We start from the raw sequence: 15,195 nt of genomic DNA on the forward strand, positions 1-15,195 counted from the left end.
CTCCTTCGTTACCATTCACGCCGGCATAACCGCTATTAATTAGGGCAATCGGCTTGTTGGGCACTTACTGTATTGACTTCAAGCGCTCGAAGTCAATACGATGAAAGTCATGAATCAGACTTGGCATTCCATCGGCGAAGCGGCGCTCTATTGCGGCCTGTCCGAAAGCACATTGCGCTACTACGAGGACGTCGGCATCATCGCCCCCATCGCCCGCGACCCCGACACCGGCCATCGCGCGTACAGCGACGACGATCTGCAGGCGCTGCTCATCATCTCCTGCCTGTCGGCGACCGGCATGCCGCTGGCGAAGATGAAGGAGTACATGGCCAACCGAAAGCGCGGGCAGGAAGGTGCGCCGACCGAAATCGAGCTGCTGCGCGACCAAAAACGTCGGCTGACCGAGGAACGCAACTTCCTGAAGGCCCGCGAGGAATATGTCACTCTGAAAATCAACTATTGGCAGGCAGTGGCGGCCGGTGACGAGGCTGAATCCTCAAGGCTCGGGGCGATAGCCGAGGAAAAGGTCAAGACGCTCAGCCATTGGAAATCGGCAAAATAGGCCGAGCTCGACGACTTTGATCAAAGCAACATCGAATATCAACAATATAGGAAAGAAGAACGTTATGGAATACATCGATCTAGGAACTTCAGGAATAAAGATCTCCCCGATGTTCATCGGAGGCATGTCCTTCGGTGAACCCGACCCGGCCCAACACGTCTGGACGCTCGACCAAGAGAAAACGCAGGCGGTCATCGCCCGCGCCCTCGAACTCGGCGTCAACGCCATCGACACGGCCAACTGCTACGCGCGCGGCACCAGCGAGGAATACATCGGCCGGGCGCTTCGGAACCTCAACGTTCCGCGCGAGAAGGTGGTACTGGCCAGCAAAGTGTATTTCAACGAAGGGCACTCGTCCGCCGCCGCAATCAAACGCGAGGTCGAAGGCAGCCTGAGGCGCCTTGATACCGACTATCTCGACCTTTATATCCTGCACCGCTTCGATTACGACACACCCATCGAAGAAACCATGGAGGCACTCGACAGCCTCGTACGCGAAGGCAAGGTACGCGCGCTCGGCGCCAGCGAGATGTACGGCTACCAGTACCACAACCTTGAGGCCGTGGCCGAACGCAACGACTGGACGAAGCTCTCCACGGTGCAGTGCCATTACAATCTCATTTACCGCGAGGACGAGCGCGAGCTCATTCCCGTCGCCCGGCAGTACGGAGCCATTCCCACCGCTTACAGCCCGCTGGCTTCCGGCCATCTCGCGCGCAAGAGCTGGGATTCGGACTCGTTGCGCGGTAGGACCGACAGGGTTGAACACAGCAAATACGATTCCGACCGCGCGGCTGACCAGCCGATTGTCGACCGTGTCGCCGAACTCGCGGAACGTCATGGCGTGAGTATGGCCCAGATCGCTCTGGCTTGGCAGTGGGCGCACGGCCCGGCCGCCCCCATTGTCGGCTGTAACTCCCCCGAACGCGTCGACCAAGCCGTCGCCGCCCTCGATGTCAAGCTTACCGATGACGACATCGCCTATCTCGAAGAACCCTACACCGCCCACGAGCTGGTCGGCCCGCTCGCCAGGCCAGGCGAAAAGCCGCTCGCCGGCACCACCACCCCGCCATTGAAGTAGTGGAGAAACAAGTAGAGGATTCCCGTATAAACCAAGCGGCGGCAACCCTCTACAAAGCTATAAAGGCTTGGCTCTGACGCGAAAACAACCGTATGCCACGTCAGAGCCAAGCCTGATGCGGATCTAATGCTGATGATTATGATGCCGCCGCTCAATGTCCCTGCGTTTCGCAGCTTCTTGTTCGTCGTGTTCTTTACGCCTGTCCTCGCGCTCACGGCGTAGTCTGACATGGGCATCAGCGACGCTCTCCCCATCCTTGGTAAGGTATTGGTCGACGAAACCGTCCGCGATACGCTGGTGAGCACCGGTCACCGTATCGCTCATTTTGTGAAAGCCAGCATGAGCCGCCTGAGCAATCTTCTTGTTCGCCTTCACCAGTTTTGACTTGGCCATCATTGTCCTTCCTACCGTGCGCAAAATACCCGACACCTGTTGGGTTAATATGGAGCCAGCATAACGGGCGGAACGGCGGCCGACAACCGACAGTTTCGCCCAAACCGTTGGAGTAATGGGGAAGACGGCTTGAACACCAAAGGAAATAAGCGAAAACAGGAATCGCTGCGAAAAATAGAAAACGCCTTCATCGCCTTGTTGCGGCACAAGGACACGGAGGAAATCTCCGTCACCGAAATCTGCAAAAGGGCAGGAGTGAACAGGAGCACCTTCTACGCGAACTATACGGACATCAAAGACCTCATGGACGCGATTGGCGAACGGATGTTCGGCGCCTTGCACCGCATTTACGCCGATGAGGAAACCCGAGGATACAACTCAAACGATTTTTCCAAGCTTTTCGCGCACATCAAGGACCACCAGGACTTCTACCGCGCCTATTTCAAGATGGGACTCGACCTAAAACTCCAGCCCAGCCGATACGACACCAAACTCGCCAAAAAATATTACCCTTCCGGCGACATCGACTACCACAGAACCTTCTTCAGAGCAGGCATCACCGCGATCATCAAGAAGTGGCTCGACAACGGCTGCGACTTGAGCCCCGAGCGGCTTTTCGGCATCCTCAAGGACGAATACCGCAATAAATCTTGAAACGACGCAGAATACTTTGTGCACACAGGAACGTGCCGACATATCCAGAAAGCAAGTTCAACGCAAGCCAGCCGCCAACCGGTCGAATCATCGCGCCGGCCATCTCCGCATACCGTCATCAACCATGGTTGTCAAATTATCTCTATTCAGCTCAGCTTGCTGGTGCGCTTGGCCACTTGCGACATAAGCGTGGCGGCCAGACGTTTCGGATCAACCGGAGGATCGGCATCGAGGCTGTTGGCGAGTACATTCCACAGACCGCCTACGACGAACAGATCAGCCAGCCGCTCATCGCCCAACTCAGGCCCATGCCACGGAAGGTTCAGCTGAGGAAAGCGTCTGGTGAACACGTCGTTCTGAATCGGCAGGGCCAGGTCCAGCAACCCATTGCTCCGCAGCAACCGCAGACGAGGCGCTCGGGCCTGAAAATACACGAAATAATGCCGGATTCCCTGGACGAAGGCCATATCGCCCATTTGCTCGTCCTCATCGACTAATCCCGACATCAGTCCCTCAAGGTAGCGACGCACTACGTCCGCTTTATCAGCGAAATGACGGTAGAACGTCTTGCGCGAGATTCCTGCCGCAGCGGCGAGTTCGGAGACGGTCAAGGACGCAAAAGAATTCGTTTCCAATTTCGCAAACAGCGCGTCGACGATACGGTCTTCGACGTTGATTCCACTATCGACCATACAACCCCGATTACTCCGCCCAATAGGGTGACACCTCATATGAATCTGTGTCATCCAGTAGACGCTTACCCTGCGAGCGCCCTACCTTCATAGGGTAACAAATATTACCCTAAGCGGAAAGGCAATGTCATGTCGATTTTTTTGAGTTTCTGGATCCTACCCATCGCCTTCGTCCTGCACGACTTCGAAGAGATGATCATGGTACCCGCGTGGAAGCAGCGGGAATCGAGCAGCACGAACCCCATCAAACGTCGAGCGTTCGGCGCCGTCACCGATGGCCCGGCGCTGTGCTCCGGTGTCGCCGAGGAAATGGTACTGCTCGTGGTCGTTTCTATCGTTTGTAAGCTCACCGGTGGAACCACCTTGTATCTGGCAAGCTGCGTGGCCTACACCTTTCATCTGATCGTGCACGTCCTCGCCTGCCCGCTGGCGCACGGCTATATCCCCGGCGTCATCACCGCCCTGATCCAGATGCCATTCATGGCCTGGCTCATCGTCGCCTACTGGCGCATCGAACAATCGGGATGGCCGACCTACCTGCTCTGGCAAGCCGCATCGCTCGCGGTGTTCGCCGCGAATCTCAAACTCATCCATACGCTCATGCCCAAAATTCAAACCGTGCTGTCGGGATACGCCAGACATTAAAGATGCGGCGACCACACAAACTCACACGCTCGCCCGCATACACGCAGAGCCTCACCAAACGACTCCACCTAAGTTTGCATCCATTCCCCTCCAGCCATTTGACGCTTTCCACCCATTCAGCAATTGACACAAATCCCCACCAAAGGCGCCACACAACACAACGATTCACGGGTCGCACGAACCAGATCCGCGCGACCCGTGAATCCTATGCTCCCATGAGCACACAGACGTTACCGGCTACCGGCAGCCTGACCCAGCAGGTAGTCACGTTTTCTGGGGAACAGAAGCGCAAGAAGCAGGCAAAGCGCGAGCACGGGTATCCATATCCGGTAGACGCCGATGTAGGCGCCGGTCATGGCCTGCGGGGTGTGCGTCGGCAGAGCCGTGATGTTACGGGTGGTCATGGAGACGAAGACGGAGACGCCCAGCACGGAGCCGATCTGGCGGACGACGCTGATCACGCTCTGGGAGGCGGTCAACAGCTCGCCCTGCAAGCTTGAGGCGGCGAGCACGTTGATGGGTCCGGCAATGACGCCGAAGCCAACACCTAGAACGAGAGCCGCGAGGGCCATGGCCGTCACGCTCGCGGGATTCACAATCGCCAATAGCACATATGAGGCAAGCACGGCGAACAGTCCCGCCAGAACAAGGAGGCGCGGACCAAGCTTGTTGATGGCCAGCCCGCCAAACCCGCCAAACGCGAAGACGGTCAGCGACATAGGCAGCAGGATCATCGCCGCGTTCAGCTCGCTTCTGCCTTGCACAGCGGTGAAGAAGGTAGGCAGAATGACCAATACGCCTATGTAGAAGAACTGGGCGATGAGGGCAACCAGCGCGGCGGCGGTGAACTGGCGGAACCGAAAAAGACGCAGATCGACCATCGGCGAGGACACATGGCGTTCGACGAGCACGAACAGGACCACAGCCACAACACCTACACCAAGACACATCCAGACGCGCGGATCGGCCATCCCCCAGTTCTTGGACTCGATGAGCCCGAAGGTGACGACGAACAGGCCGGCCATGGACACGATGCTACCAAGCCAGTCGATACGGGCTTGGATCCGACTCTCGCCTTTCAGATCGAGGGCGAAGAACGAAAGTATCAGCGCAACGGCGACGATGGGGACGTTGACCAGGAAGATCCAGTTCCACGAGAGCCGATCGGTGACGATTCCACCCACGGTCGGGCCGACGGCGGCGGCACCTCCCTGGGTGAGGCCAAGCGCGGCGACGACCTTGACACGGTCCTTGACGACCCATGCGGAGATACCGAGCGCGTTGGCGACGGGCAGCAGCACCGACGCACCCAGCCCGGAGACAACGCGTCCGGCGATGAGCACGCCGAAGCCCGGCGCCATCCCGGCGATCAGACTTCCCGCGCCGAACAGGAGCAGGCCCACGACGAAGAGCCTTCCGCGTCCGTAGATGTCGGCCAGTCGGCTCAACGGTATGGTGCAGGTAGCCACGATGATGGTGTAGACGTTCAGCGCCCACGAGAGCCGGCCGAGGCCCACGCCCAGCCCGTGCTGCATGGCCGGCAGGGCGATGTTCATAATGGTGGTGTCCAGCATCACCAGCGCTATGCCCAGGCACATGGCCACCGTCAGCGCGACCCTTCTGCCACGCGACGGCGCCGCTTGCATTCCGATGTTTTCCACAATCAACCTCCAAAAAATGAGTATTTGCTCAATTACTTGAGCGAGAATACACCGGGAAAAGCGACCCGTCAAACCAAAAGCGAGTTTATACTCATTTTATTTTATGCTTACCGAAGCCCGCATCGGCCATAAATTCAGGAAAGCCGGCCTTCTTGTAAGAAAACCGAGCGTATACTCAGAACAACAAGTCAGGAACGGAAGGAAACGGCGACGATGAAGCAACCGACGCAGCAACGTGCCAGAGTGAAGGTCAGGCGCATTCTCGACACATCCAAGAAACTGTTCCTCGAAGGCAACTACTTCGAGATCACCACCAACCAGATAGCCCGTGAGGCCGGAGTATCCATCGGCACGCTCTACACGTATTTCGCCGACAAGGAGGCCATCCTGGCCACGCTCCTCGAAGAGTATGACGAGTCGTTCAACAACGTGTTCGAACGCATCGACACCCAGGAATCATTCGACCTGTTCCGCAGCGACAAGAAAGAATGGCTCGGTCGGCTCATCGACCAGCTGATCGACAGCGAGGACCGACAGTTCCACATCCAGATCGAAATGCTCGCCCATGCCGTTCCCGCCGCCAGGCAGGTCCAGAAGCGGCACAGCGAGAAAATCAAGGACCTCGTCCACCAATGCTGCCTCTACTACACCAATGGCGGCAACGTCGAAAACCTCAAGACGCTTTCGACCGTCATCTTCGACTTCACCACCGCCCTCGTCGACGAACTGCTCTACACCGACCACACCAGCCAGGAGCACGACCGGATCCGACAGACCGGCATCGACGCCCTCGCGCTCATCATCGAACGCAACATCGACCAATAGCACCATTGCCCGGACAAGCCTCGAACCGTACTTAACGCAAACCAGCGCCTAAGCAAGCCTGAAAGCCAACACCCGTCCTTAACCACAGCTTAACGAACAACCATTTCCCGGAACAAGAAAACATCAACCCTCCTATCCGCCTATGTCCCTCTTATTGAAGAGAACAACTGAAATCGCCAGCATTCCAATCGCCCACACGGCCATGACCAACGCACCCGGCAAGGGAGAGAGCAGCGGCAACCCGGGATAACCGGTAAGCAATTGAATCCCCGCAAGATCAGGCAGAAATCTGAGGATGGGGAATACGGGCACCAGCCCGATGGTGAATCCCAATACCATCGGTACCAACACCACAATGGTGGCGACGATACTGCGTGTGATGACCGTCAACGACTGGGCTATAAGCGCGATCAGCAGGTAGTTCAATCCCACGCTCAGCACATTGCCCAGCATCTCAGGGGTGAAAATCAGCGTAAAACACTGTCCCGCCGACCTTGCGCGTGCCCATTGCTCAAGACAGACCGCCATCGGAGTCGCAACGAGCCCGATAGCCGAAGCCGTCATAGCGGAGACTATTGTCTTGCCCGCCAGCAAGCGCTTTCTGTCGGGAGTGGCGGCCAGGCTCGTTCGAATCTGGCCGCTTGACCATTCCGCGTAAACGTTCAACGAAGCCAACAGGATGATAAACGGCTGTCCGAACCCAGCCGTCTCGAACCCTTGATTTCTGACGGCAACCTTCACCGGGCTATTGGCGGCGAATCCGGACGCACCGGCCAGCAGCACAGGACAAACGACCGCGGCGGCCACGACCAGCATCATCGAACGGGACGTGACCATTTTCCAGAACTCGGAGTGAATCGTACGACACAACATCATGCGCCATCCCTTCGAAAGAAAACGAATCCCGCAATGGCCGAGAGCAGCAATCCCCATACGCCGACGACGATGCCACCGGCCAACGGGGACAGGAACGTTCCCGACCCGGAATAGGAATACAGGCTTTCGGCGGCCACCGTCGGCAAATATTTAGCCCACGGGGTGAGACCGACGAGAAAATCACCGATTCCAACCACCAACGGGAGCAGCACAGCCAGGGGCACAATCATCGAACGAGCCAGCACACCCAGCGAAAACGCCAACAGCGCAACCATCGCCCACGCATAGGCCAACCCCGCCAAATGAGCCCACACCGCAGCATTGAGAGCGATCGGGCTGATGCCATCGCGCGCGAGATAGTGCGTGATCATCACACCCCCACTCATCGAAGCGAACGACAACAGCATGACGGACGACGCACATACCAACGCTTTAATGCCGAACAGCCCCAGCCTCTTCGGCAACGCCGCCAATGTCGTACGAATCTGCCCGGAACGCCCATACTCGCTCGCCGCCCAAAGGGCACCCAACGCCACCACAAACACATATCCCCACCCGGCCATGTCGAAACCATTGTATTCGGCCGGAACAGGAACGGCCGAATACAATCTCGGATCGTCCGAACTCACTCCCACAGCCTCGTATGCGTCAACATACGACATGCCCCATGTTCCAACCAGCATCGCGGCGGCAATGACCCACGTCGAACGGGCCGTGAAAAGCTTATAGAATTCCGATCGCAACAGACGAGTCATTCCCCCACCTCACCATGGGCGTCAGTTCCCGCGCTTTCCGTGATTGCGAAGAACGCATCCTCAAGGTTATGATGCGAACCTCGGACCTCATCCAAAGTTCCTTGCGCCATGACCCGCCCATCGGCGATCACCACCACGTCATCGGCCACAGCCTCCACTTCGTCCATGAAATGGGAGGACATCAGCACCGCTTTCCCGCTGGAAGCACTTTGCCGTAGGAAGCCGCGCATCCATCTGATGCCTTCCGGGTCAAGCCCGTTCATCGGCTCATCAAGGACCAGCACCGAGGGATCGCCCAACAAGGCGGTGGCCAACCCCAGCCTCTGCCCCATACCCAACGAAAACTCACCGACCCGTTTTCCCGCCACAGCTTCCAGTCCCGTGAGGGCCAGCACCTCATCCACCCGCCGAGCCGGCACCCCCGCAGCCATCGCCACCCATTTGAGGTGGTTCCTCGCACTGCGGCCTTTGCTCGCTGCAGGGCCGTCCATCGTAAAGCCGACAACGCGCATCGGACATTCCAAGTCCCTATATGCCTTTCCATAAATCGTGGCCGTTCCCGCATCCGCACGGTCGAGCCCCAAAAGAATACGCAAAGTCGAGCTTTTGCCGGCGCCATTGGGCCCGAGAAAAGCCGTCACCCGTCCCGCCTGAGCGCGGAAAGACACGTCATTGACCACCGCTCTGTGCGCATGGCGCTTGGTGAGATGCTTGATTTCAATCGCGGACGATACCGTATCACCCGCTTGCCCTATACATGTCTGCTTCATCTGCGATTCCTTCACTGGTCATGAATCCACCTATCACAGGAAACCTGCAAACGCTGGCAACGATGCGCCTCCCGCGGGAATAATTCCAGTTAACACACCGCAGAAACCGCAATCAAGCCACAAGTCTCGGATTGCCCGCTGCAGAGGGCAAGAACCGGTATCTATCGCGGAGTGGTCACATCGAGACCAGCCTTGTACCACATCACCGCGATCTGCGTTCGGTCGCGCAGCGCAAGTTTAGAGAGAATTCGACTGACGTCTTTCCGGACCGACGATGTCTCGATCGTCAGCCTGCCGGCAATCTCACTGTTGGACAGTCCCTCAGCGATAAGGGACACAATCTCATGCTCCCGTGGCGAAAGCCGGGCAAGACGGTTACGAAGTTCCGGCACGTCTGCGTCGCCGCCGATACGGCGAACGCTACGCTCAACCACCGCGCGCGTGACGCGAGGAGTGAGCACGGCATCGCCTTCAACGACCGAGTGTATCGCGGCACGCAACTGTTCTATGGTCACATCCTTAAGCAGGAAGCCGGAAGCGCCGCGCGCGAGCCCGTCGAACGCATAATCGTCCTGATCGTAGGTCGTAAGGATAAGCACTTTGACCGCCGGGAAAAGATGCGTGATGCGCGCCGTGGCCTCAATGCCGTCCATTACCGGCATACGGACATCCATAAGAATGACATCGGGCAGCGTTTTGGCCTCTTGCAACATCGCGAGCGCCTCCCGCCCGTTGGCTGACTGTGCACACACCGTCATCGATCCATCGCCCGCCAACATCATCATGAACGCGGTTCGCGCCATACGGTCGTCATCCACCAACATCACCCTGACGGGACGCGAGGTATCGTCCATGTTAAGCCTTCCCTTCCGCTGTTGGCACCGTTGCACGGACGTCCCATTGCCCGTCGGATGCACGGACTGTCAGACTCCCGCCATGCGAGGCCAAAGCGCCTTCGAGAATCCGCAGCCCCGTACCATCGTTGCGACCTGCGTTCTTGGCCCGGTCAAGGCGGTCGACGTCTTCGGAAGAAATTCCGTCATTGCGAACAGTCACGACAGTGCTTGCCTGACCATGGTCCCACGATACCGAAATACGCGTCAGATGCTCGGCATGGCGCAACGCATTGGTGATGCATTCACGAGTCACTCGAAAGACAAGATCGGCACACGTCCTGCTTTCGGGCCGCTTCCCGGTCTCCATGAACACCAATACGATTCCCAGCGCCCGGATACGATCGAATATCGGGCGCGCATCATCCCACCGATGCAAGCCATCGGGATCTGCCTCAGCCCCGAACTCGTCAATGCCATCGCGCAAATCCGAGTCCATGGCAGAACCGACAGGACCGTCGGCAGATTCAACATACGCATTGTCGCCAACATCCTTGGAACCATTAAGCCGTTCCAGCATGCTGCGAGTATTACCAAGGCTTTCCCGGGCAATCTGCTCGATGCCGTTGATTGCCTGAGCGGCCTCATCATCCAGCTGCCCGCGGCGACGAAGAAGATCTTCCAGTCCTTGCGAAAAGGCGATGATGACCGTCAGACCATGTCCGACGCTGTCGTGCAGCTCGGCGGCCATACGAGACTGGTCTATGGCCTCATCCCTCTGTGTACCCAATACTTGCGACGCATGTTTGAGCCGTTTCACCTCCAAAGCATCTCCGCGGCGCCCGTCGACGATGCGATATACGGAAACCCCCATAGCAAGCACGGCCATTGCTATGAATACGACGGAATAGTACACACCGGCAGGGGCATACGGCCACACGCAACGAGTACCTATCACCACTATGGACAGCACATCGCAGATAATCTGGAGACCCGTCGGCGCCCAGATACAGAGATAAACACCAAAGAACGCCAGCAGTTGAGAAAACGATTCCGGATCCGAGCCAACGAACAAGGCGGAAAGTATCTCAAGAAACTCGACGACGATCATCACGTCGGGCCGAGTCCGCCTGAACAGAATCGTGACAACGCCCAAAACGACGGAAAACAGCAGGAACGCCAATCCCCACCCAGTAGCTGCGAAATTGCCCGTCTCGCTTCCGCCATCTTCGGTTTTCAACCGCACGAACACTGCCACTAAAATGCACACACCGATACACGGAGCGACGGCGCGGTACAGGTTGTGCATAATCACCGCCTCTTCGTTACCATCATTGCCAATTCAAGTGAATCCAGTTCGATTTTATAGCATTGAGACAAAGAGGAAATTGCCAATCGAAAACGGTATCATCTTCCAACGGGGCACACATTCCCGAAACAATTCCCAATCAGCAATATCAGCTGGCACATGCCACCTACCGTTCACAGTTTGTCTCTTTGCATCATCCTTTATCCACACCGCAAACAGCATTACCGTTTGCGAATAACCTCAATTCAAAACCGAAACCAACCTCATATTGCCTGAATCTATTTAGACTTACCCGAACTTTGGTGGTGTTTGCCCCCTTAAGAGGGCAAACCCCACCAATTTCCGCCCGTCCCACGCCCCCGACAATGAAGCCAAAACACTGGCCATTTCAGCTCATTCTAATGAGAAGTCCAATAAAGGCACTGCTGCCACTCTCAAAAATTATTTTAAATACGAAACGGAAAGGACGCCCGCCCGGAACAAACCGGACGAACCTTTTACCTAATGGCGACGATGCTGTCCGCCTTGGCTATCAAGGCAGCGATGATCGCCACAATGGACTCCCTCAGATAGCTGTCCATGCTATGCCTTTTCCTTGAACTGGGCATATACCCTACCCTTATTATGAATGTCGGGGACGGCAACGTTACCCACCCGGACCATAAAAGCGGGCAAAAGCTTTTACCGGATGGCGTCGAAACCGACAGGAACGTTCTTGAATCGTCCCGTTTTATGCCGCGGGTCGACATCCGATTGATTTGGGTGCCGACCCAACGGATTTCCTGGACAATGATGTTTCTGCCCATCCCCTAAAATGATGATAAATTGTCATCCCACATGCAGAAGCGGTGCGAACCGGCCAAAGACAATCTTCTTGACCCTCATCTCGCCTCGTCAGAAATGTTTCGTTCTGATTATATACGGGCCTATATAACACGCTAAGCAATGACAACTCCCGTCAAATATGCCGCAAACCGAAAACACAAAACCACCAATCAACCATCCAATATCTCTCTATCCGCCGTAACTGGATTGCCAACACTTTTGAACTGTTTTTAGGAGGTCTTTTCATGTTGGGTAAAGACGGCTGAGCAGAATGGAACGTTGTCCGTCAAGACTACGTTGCGATTTGTGTATTGTAAGCGAATACTACCTGTTGGCAATGCACAATCTGGCTAAGGCTCTTTTTAAAGAGACACGTTCATCAAAGGACCGTAACTCTAAGAAAACCTGAAGGCTGCAATCCGCTTTCTGCAAAGTGTGGTTTACGATGCCAAATGTGCAAAATCGAAAGTTTTATCATCTTTGTCGTTTTTGACTACCTGACGGCCGATTTAATATGCTCTATGCAGGAATACCGGGAATTAACTCTTGGCTGAGATAATTTTTATATCTGTTGATGCCCTTTTGCTTTTTGGATTCCTCTTGTGCATATACTAGCCTGCAATATTTTTCGCACGCTTCTTGGCTTCTTTGAAGTAACAGCTCTGCGATATTTGACTTAGATAACCCATATGCTGCAACTGCGAAGTTTAACCAGTTCTGAGAGTATTCTTCCTTATGGCTACCATCGGTTGCTGTAGCTTTTCTACCGTATTCATATGCCTGCTCATAATCTTTTACATTCCAGCAGATATAGCATAAGGTATTATAGATTGAAGAACTATAATAGTTGTTATCATAACCTAGCAATTCCTTGAATAAGGCATATGCGAGGCCGCGATCTTTTGAGCTATTTGATGATTGACTATCCAGAAAATATCTGTATGCAACAAAATATTGCCCTTCTGAAGGATTAAATGAAGGCAATCTCACACCTCGAAAATCGTGCAGCAAAACACCCGCACTTATACGGAATAGTCCGACATTCTTACAATAAACGGAATACACCCGTAAAATCATTGCCGCCAACGATAACCTTTTGTCCCACTTTCTTTTACTGGTCTTGTTGAACTGCTTTTGGCTAGCGAACTCGTCGCTATACGTTTCTAGCCATTTGTTAAAATTATCTGCCGCCTTTTGCTCGTGATCGTATATTTCATCTTCGCTTGACGCGCCATGGCCTATGAACATTTCATGAATGCTTGACTTTATTAAATTATCATGATCTCCATTTAAATCATCACGTCTCGATTCCAAAGTATTTAAAGCAGCAACTGCTCCATCTTTCTTAAGAACTTGGGAAGTTAAATTTCGAAGTCCTACTTTGTCGAGCCGAGTGCTATCTTTCAGCACTTGAATTGCCACTTCAGTATCATCATGCTCTGCATATATTTCGCCGAGTTTCGTTCTGATAACGACTCCGCCACGCATATCCTTACCTATGCCGGATTTTAAGATATTCACGGCTTTGCCGTAGTCGCCGTTCTTGTCGCAGTACATAGCACCATATACATAGGCAAGGGGATTATTAGAATCAGACTTCAGCAAGGTCTGGGAGAAAATATAGTTCGATTGTTTTGTATCACCACTCGAAAGTAGCTTGTTTGCTGCTTGATTAGCATATGGGTAAAACTCTTCTTTTGAGAGCAATAGCTGAATCAATTCCTTATCTTGTATTGTTGTCCCGTCTGGCGATGAAGCATAGTTATTCAGCCTTTTTGCCTCATAATTGTTTACGGTACAGTTCTTTTCCGTACAGTTCTCAAGATATTTTTTCTTTTTCAAGATTTCTATGCCATTATTGTAATCAACTTCGGCTAACCCTCTCCTTAGTGCAAGCGGTTTTACTGCCTCATAAGGTATTGGTGTAACGTTTAAGGAATAAAAGCGTTGAAATATGAAATATATATATTTCACAGAATCAGAAAGACGGTTAAAGGCTTTAATACGACTACTTACCTCTTTGTTTAAAGAACCGGGAGTTCCATCAAAAGTCTCTCTATTTTTAAGGTTTGGCTGTATCTTCTTGGCTTCTAAATTAGTCAGTATCCTGAAATCATGAAAGTATTGTGCTAATTCTATACAGTGTTCAGATGATGCTTCCAAGGTTTCATAATATTCATCTTCCACTGTCATGATGAACATTATTCCTTTAATTTTAGTATTCTTGCAAAATCGTTTCACTTCATCGCAAAACACGTCAAGCAGCAGATTCGCATTCATAAATACGTTAACGTTATCAAGTACAACGATAACCGTCATTGGAAGACCTGCAATATGTCCAATAATATCATTAAGCGCATCCCGGTAATTGCTATCTTTATCACATATGGACAAATATGGAACGATAACCCTATACTTATTATCGTCCAATGAATGCAATTTCTCGTATACGGCGCGAGACTTACCAATCTGATCCCGACCACTTACGATTAAAGGCTTGGGGCCATCAGCATCATCGGGTACATTCTTAAGGGCATCTTCAAAAGCATCTTCAAAAGCATCTTCTGTACGGTAATTGCGAATATATAAGCCTTCTTTATATTGAGTAACACCAACGTCGGCTGGCCGAAGTTCCGTAGGCTTAAATACTCCAAACAAATGGCTTGCGCTTTTTTTTGTTTTATGCTGTTTCCAAAGATAGCCGATACCAGGCACTATAGATGAGATAATTCCAACCACTGCGCCAATGTTAGTAATTATCGACCCCAGGTCTGAAGGCGAACCGCTATTTTTAAAAGAAAAATTGGCTTTGCCAAGTATCGTTGTTGCTATCATTATTACATAAACAATTACAGCAATAACAAGAAGCCAGGGCGAACTTTTTTTACGCAACTTCCAAGTGAAGAAAAATGCACCAAGCGCAATCGTTGCGAATGCAAAGAAAGCGATATTAAGATAAAGTATCATTCAATTTCCTTTCTTTCTCTGGAATGGCATTGCAGTTTTATAATCTCAAAAACCAAAAACATGGCAGACTGTTTAACGATTGCCAAAAACTTTTAGTTCAAGAAGCATAACTACACCAATACTTGTCAGCCTTCACTCTAACTATTTATCTCCTTAACAACTCATTTAGAGATTACTTAATTCTGCGCTGCACTTAGGCGACCCGTTGTTACATTGGCGTATCTCGCAATCGTCGACGCATAATCGAATGTACCAAGATTGCATCGTTACTGACGCTAGCCGATTTGTTTGTCAACAGTTTTGAAACTAGACATTGCCAAACAAATCGGTAAGAAAGCACGGGCATA

At 53.3% G+C, this 15,195-nt stretch carries 14 protein-coding genes; 5 read left to right on the forward strand and 9 right to left on the reverse strand.

The window, feature by feature from the left end; genetic code table 11:
* The first annotated feature begins 109 nt into the window (after window positions 1-109).
* The gene (locus OZX64_RS06815) at window positions 110-562 is read left to right on the forward strand and encodes a MerR family transcriptional regulator (RefSeq protein ID WP_277172264.1); all 453 of its coding nucleotides are present in this window, start codon (window positions 110-112) and stop codon (window positions 560-562) included.
* A 64-nt stretch (window positions 563-626) separates the two neighbouring features.
* Window positions 627-1,643, forward strand: coding sequence for an aldo/keto reductase (locus tag OZX64_RS06820; protein ID WP_277172266.1), 1,017 nt, complete (start codon window positions 627-629; stop codon window positions 1,641-1,643).
* 123 nt (window positions 1,644-1,766) lie between these two features.
* Here the strand turns inward: OZX64_RS06820 and OZX64_RS06825 are convergent, their stop codons facing one another.
* Window positions 1,767-2,243 carry a hypothetical protein gene (locus OZX64_RS06825; RefSeq protein WP_277172268.1) on the reverse strand — a complete coding sequence of 159 codons (477 nt, stop codon included), beginning with the start codon at window positions 2,241-2,243 and terminating at the stop codon, window positions 1,767-1,769.
* A 48-nt stretch (window positions 2,244-2,291) separates the two neighbouring features.
* Between OZX64_RS06825 and OZX64_RS06830 the strand changes: the two genes are divergently transcribed.
* Window positions 2,292-2,690 (forward strand): TetR-like C-terminal domain-containing protein, encoded by a 399-nt coding sequence (locus tag OZX64_RS06830; protein ID WP_277172270.1) that lies wholly within the window; start codon window positions 2,292-2,294, stop codon window positions 2,688-2,690.
* A 146-nt stretch (window positions 2,691-2,836) separates the two neighbouring features.
* On the opposite strand, the gene OZX64_RS06835 is transcribed toward OZX64_RS06830, so the two are convergent.
* Window positions 2,837-3,382 (reverse strand): TetR/AcrR family transcriptional regulator, encoded by a 546-nt coding sequence (locus OZX64_RS06835; RefSeq protein ID WP_277172272.1) that lies wholly within the window; start codon window positions 3,380-3,382, stop codon window positions 2,837-2,839.
* Between the two features lie 129 nt (window positions 3,383-3,511).
* On the opposite strand from OZX64_RS06835, the gene OZX64_RS06840 reads away from it, so the two are divergent.
* Complete coding sequence (locus tag OZX64_RS06840; RefSeq protein WP_277172274.1) at window positions 3,512-4,027, forward strand: HXXEE domain-containing protein; 516 nt, start codon at window positions 3,512-3,514, stop codon at window positions 4,025-4,027.
* A 230-nt stretch (window positions 4,028-4,257) separates the two neighbouring features.
* Here OZX64_RS06840 and OZX64_RS06845 read toward each other — a convergent pair whose 3' ends face one another.
* The gene (locus OZX64_RS06845; RefSeq protein ID WP_277172276.1) at window positions 4,258-5,688 is read right to left on the reverse strand and encodes an MFS transporter; all 1,431 of its coding nucleotides are present in this window, start codon (window positions 5,686-5,688) and stop codon (window positions 4,258-4,260) included.
* Between the two features lie 213 nt (window positions 5,689-5,901).
* Between OZX64_RS06845 and OZX64_RS06850 the strand changes: the two genes are divergently transcribed.
* Window positions 5,902-6,513, forward strand: coding sequence for a TetR/AcrR family transcriptional regulator (locus OZX64_RS06850; RefSeq protein WP_277172278.1), 612 nt, complete (start codon window positions 5,902-5,904; stop codon window positions 6,511-6,513).
* 132 nt (window positions 6,514-6,645) lie between these two features.
* Here OZX64_RS06850 and OZX64_RS06855 read toward each other — a convergent pair whose 3' ends face one another.
* The 6 genes from OZX64_RS06855 to OZX64_RS06880 form a co-directional block, all read right to left on the reverse strand.
* Entirely contained in the window at window positions 6,646-7,389 is a 744-nt protein-coding gene (locus OZX64_RS06855; RefSeq protein ID WP_277172280.1) for an ABC transporter permease, read from the reverse strand.
* A complete protein-coding gene (locus OZX64_RS06860; RefSeq protein WP_277172282.1) occupies window positions 7,386-8,144 on the reverse strand; it encodes a hypothetical protein in 759 nt (252 codons plus the stop codon). The genes OZX64_RS06855 and OZX64_RS06860 overlap by 4 nt, the downstream gene beginning before the upstream one ends.
* Window positions 8,141-8,914: an ATP-binding cassette domain-containing protein gene (locus OZX64_RS06865; RefSeq protein WP_277172283.1), complete on the reverse strand. Its 774-nt coding sequence runs from the start codon at window positions 8,912-8,914 to the stop codon at window positions 8,141-8,143. The genes OZX64_RS06860 and OZX64_RS06865 overlap by 4 nt, the downstream gene beginning before the upstream one ends.
* A gap of 161 nt (window positions 8,915-9,075) precedes the next feature.
* Window positions 9,076-9,768 carry a response regulator transcription factor gene (locus tag OZX64_RS06870; protein WP_277172285.1) on the reverse strand — a complete coding sequence of 231 codons (693 nt, stop codon included), beginning with the start codon at window positions 9,766-9,768 and terminating at the stop codon, window positions 9,076-9,078.
* A 1-nt stretch (window position 9,769) separates the two neighbouring features.
* Entirely contained in the window at window positions 9,770-11,056 is a 1,287-nt protein-coding gene (locus OZX64_RS06875) for a histidine kinase (RefSeq protein WP_277172288.1), read from the reverse strand.
* Window positions 11,057-12,400: 1,344 nt separating this feature from the next.
* Complete coding sequence (locus OZX64_RS06880) at window positions 12,401-14,848, reverse strand: hypothetical protein (protein WP_277172290.1); 2,448 nt, start codon at window positions 14,846-14,848, stop codon at window positions 12,401-12,403.
* Between the last annotated feature and the right edge of the window lie 347 nt (window positions 14,849-15,195).

Source organism: Bifidobacterium sp. ESL0704 (genome assembly GCF_029392075.1).
In the GTDB taxonomy this organism is placed as follows: Bacteria; Actinomycetota; Actinomycetes; order Actinomycetales; family Bifidobacteriaceae; genus Bifidobacterium.

Coding starts and splice junctions, on each gene's coding strand:
- OZX64_RS06815 (WP_277172264.1), top strand. CDS start 110: ATGAATCAGACTTGGCATTCCATCGGCGAAGCGGCGCTCTATTGCGGC.
- OZX64_RS06820 (WP_277172266.1), top strand. CDS start 627: ATGGAATACATCGATCTAGGAACTTCAGGAATAAAGATCTCCCCGATG.
- OZX64_RS06835 (WP_277172272.1), bottom strand. CDS start 3,382: ATGGTCGATAGTGGAATCAACGTCGAAGACCGTATCGTCGACGCGCTG.
- OZX64_RS06840 (WP_277172274.1), top strand. CDS start 3,512: ATGTCGATTTTTTTGAGTTTCTGGATCCTACCCATCGCCTTCGTCCTG.
- OZX64_RS06850 (WP_277172278.1), top strand. CDS start 5,902: ATGAAGCAACCGACGCAGCAACGTGCCAGAGTGAAGGTCAGGCGCATT.
- OZX64_RS06855 (WP_277172280.1), bottom strand. CDS start 7,389: ATGATGTTGTGTCGTACGATTCACTCCGAGTTCTGGAAAATGGTCACG.
- OZX64_RS06860 (WP_277172282.1), bottom strand. CDS start 8,144: ATGACTCGTCTGTTGCGATCGGAATTCTATAAGCTTTTCACGGCCCGT.
- OZX64_RS06865 (WP_277172283.1), bottom strand. CDS start 8,914: ATGAAGCAGACATGTATAGGGCAAGCGGGTGATACGGTATCGTCCGCG.
- OZX64_RS06870 (WP_277172285.1), bottom strand. CDS start 9,768: ATGGACGATACCTCGCGTCCCGTCAGGGTGATGTTGGTGGATGACGAC.
- OZX64_RS06875 (WP_277172288.1), bottom strand. CDS start 11,056: ATGCACAACCTGTACCGCGCCGTCGCTCCGTGTATCGGTGTGTGCATT.
- OZX64_RS06880 (WP_277172290.1), bottom strand. CDS start 14,848: ATGATACTTTATCTTAATATCGCTTTCTTTGCATTCGCAACGATTGCG.